This is a genomic window from Nocardioides sp., from assembly GCF_036374615.1.
GTDB lineage: Bacteria > Actinomycetota > Actinomycetes > Propionibacteriales > Nocardioidaceae > Nocardioides.
The window spans coordinates 1-2,309 of the sequence record NZ_DASUTK010000181.1 but is presented as its reverse complement, the minus strand read 5'-3'; the positions used below and the strand labels follow the sequence as shown (position 1 = coordinate 2,309).

Annotated in this window: 3 protein-coding genes; all 3 read left to right on the top strand. The window is 72.2% G+C overall.

Annotated features, from left to right (window positions below):
* On the top strand, nucleotides 1-321 hold a 321-nt coding region (locus VFZ39_RS14170; protein ID WP_330866421.1), incomplete at its 5' end, for an HIT domain-containing protein.
* A 6-nt stretch (nucleotides 322-327) separates the two neighbouring features.
* Complete coding sequence (locus tag VFZ39_RS14165) at nucleotides 328-1,578, top strand: hypothetical protein (RefSeq protein WP_330866420.1); 1,251 nt, start codon at nucleotides 328-330, stop codon at nucleotides 1,576-1,578.
* 96 nt (nucleotides 1,579-1,674) lie between these two features.
* Nucleotides 1,675-2,309, top strand: a 635-nt coding sequence (locus VFZ39_RS14160) for a PhoH family protein (protein ID WP_330866419.1), incomplete at its 3' end; no start/stop codon positions are given.

Below are 2,309 nucleotides of genomic sequence, written 5' to 3'. Positions count from 1 at the left end.
AAGATCGTCGCCGGCGAGGTCCCGGCCGACGTGCTCGGCCGCAACGACCACGCCGTCTCGATCAAGGACCTCAACCCGCAGGCGCCGTTCCACGCGCTCGTGATCACGGCGGACCACCACGACAACGCCGCTGCCTCGGCGGCCGCCGACCCGGCCAGCATCGGCCACCTGGTCGCGCTGGCCGACGAGGTCGCCCGCGAGTCCGGCAACACCGACTACCGGCTCATCGCCAACACCGGCCCGGGCGCCGGCCAGACGGTGTTCCACACGCATCTCCACGTGCTCGGCGGCTCGTCGCGCATGTCCGAGTCGCTGGTCTGAGGCCCCATGTCCCACCCCGTGACCCGCACCCGTCCCGCCCTCGCCGCCCTGCTCGCCGCCGGCCTCCTCGCCCTGTCCGCCTGCAGCGGCGCTGACGGCGCCGGCGACGCCGACCAGACGGCCACCCAGCCCGCGGACTCCCCGACCAGCCCGGCCACGGCGGACGCCGAGGAGGCCGGGCAGTCCGGGCAGACCGGGCAGGCCGGACACAGCGGCCACTACGCCGAGCCGGCGAAGTCGCGACGCCTGCGCGCAGGCGAGACGCGTACGACGATCGCGATGCCGGGCGCCTACACGCCGTCCGCGCCCTACGGCACCGGCACCGACGACTACCGGTGCTTCCTGCTCGACCCCGAGCTCGACGAGGACACCTGGCTCACCGGCACGCAGGTGCTGCCCGGCAACCCCGACGTCGTGCACCACGTCATCCTGTTCCAGGTCCCGCCCCGGCAGGTCGCCGCCGCCGAGGCCAAGGACGCCGCCGAGGAGGACGAGGGCTGGACCTGCTTCGGCGGCACCGGGCTCGATCGCTTCCAGAACGTCGACCGGTCCTCGTGGATCGGCGCGTGGGCACCGGGCGGCCACGAGTCGGTCACCAAGCCCGGCTACGGCGTACGCCTGCGCAAGGGCAGCCGGATCGTGATGCAGGTCCACTACAACCTGCTCGCCGGGCAGCAGCCCGACACCTCAGCCGCCCAGCTGCGCCTCGCGCCGGGCAAGCGGGACTACGAGGCGCTCAGCACCATGCTGCTGCCCGCGCCCGTCGAGCTGCCGTGCCGGCCGAAGCACTCCGACGGAGAGCTGTGCGACCGCGCCGCGTCGCTCGCCGACGTCAAGGAGCGCTTCGGCTCGGAGGGCAACACCGCCGACCTCCTCCACCTCCTGTGCGGTGGCGAGCCGCGCGCCGGCGAGGTCCAGTCGTGCGTGCGCACCCTCGGTGAGCCGATCACCATCCACGGCGTGGCCGGGCACATGCACCTCCTGGGCCGCTCCCTGGAGATCGAGGTCAACCCGGGCACCCCGCAGGCGCGGACCATCCTCGACATCCCCGTCTGGGACTTCGACGACCAGGGCAGCCGCCCGATCGACCCGATCCGGCTCGAGCCCTTCCAGCAGGTCAAGGTGACCTGCCGCCACGTCCAGTGGCTGCGCGACAAGCTGCCGTCCTTCGAGGGCCAGCCCGACCGCTACGTGGTGTGGGGCGAGGGCACGACCGACGAGATGTGCCTCGGGATGCTGCAGGTCACCCGCCCCTGACAGGGGCCACTCCACGTCAGGTGGGCCGCGCGTGGCCGGCTCGGTAGCATGGTGGGGCTCTACCACCGACCCGGAAGGCCGCCCGCACGGGCATCCATGACTGCGACGAACCAGCCAGGCTCCTCCCAGGAGCGACCGACCCACACCGTGGTCGTCCCCAACAGCATCGACATGGTGTCGGTCCTGGGCCCGGGAGACGAGCACCTCCGGCTGATCGAGCGGGCCTTCGACGCCAGCGTCCACGTCCGTGGCAACCGCATCACGCTCGCCGGCGAGTCGGCCGAGGTCGCCACCGCCGAGCGCCTCCTCGACGAGATCGTGACGCTCGTCCGCACCGGCCAGGGCGTCACCGGCGAGACGGTCGAGCGGATCATCCAGATGCTGCGCACCGAGACGCAGGAGCGCCCGGCCGACGTGCTGAGCCTCAACATCCTGTCCAACCGCGGTCGCACGATCCGGCCCAAGACGGTCAACCAGAAGCGCTACGTCGAGTCGATCGACAAGAGCACGATCACCTTCGGCATCGGCCCGGCCGGCACCGGCAAGACCTATCTCGCGATGGCCAAGGCCGTGCAGGCGCTGCAGGCCAAGGAGGTCAACCGGATCATCCTCAGCCGCCCGGCCGTCGAGGCGGGCGAGCGGCTCGGGTTCCTGCCCGGCACGCTGAGCGAGAAGATCGACCCCTACCTGCGCCCGCTCTACGACGCGCTGCACGACATGGTCGACCCCGA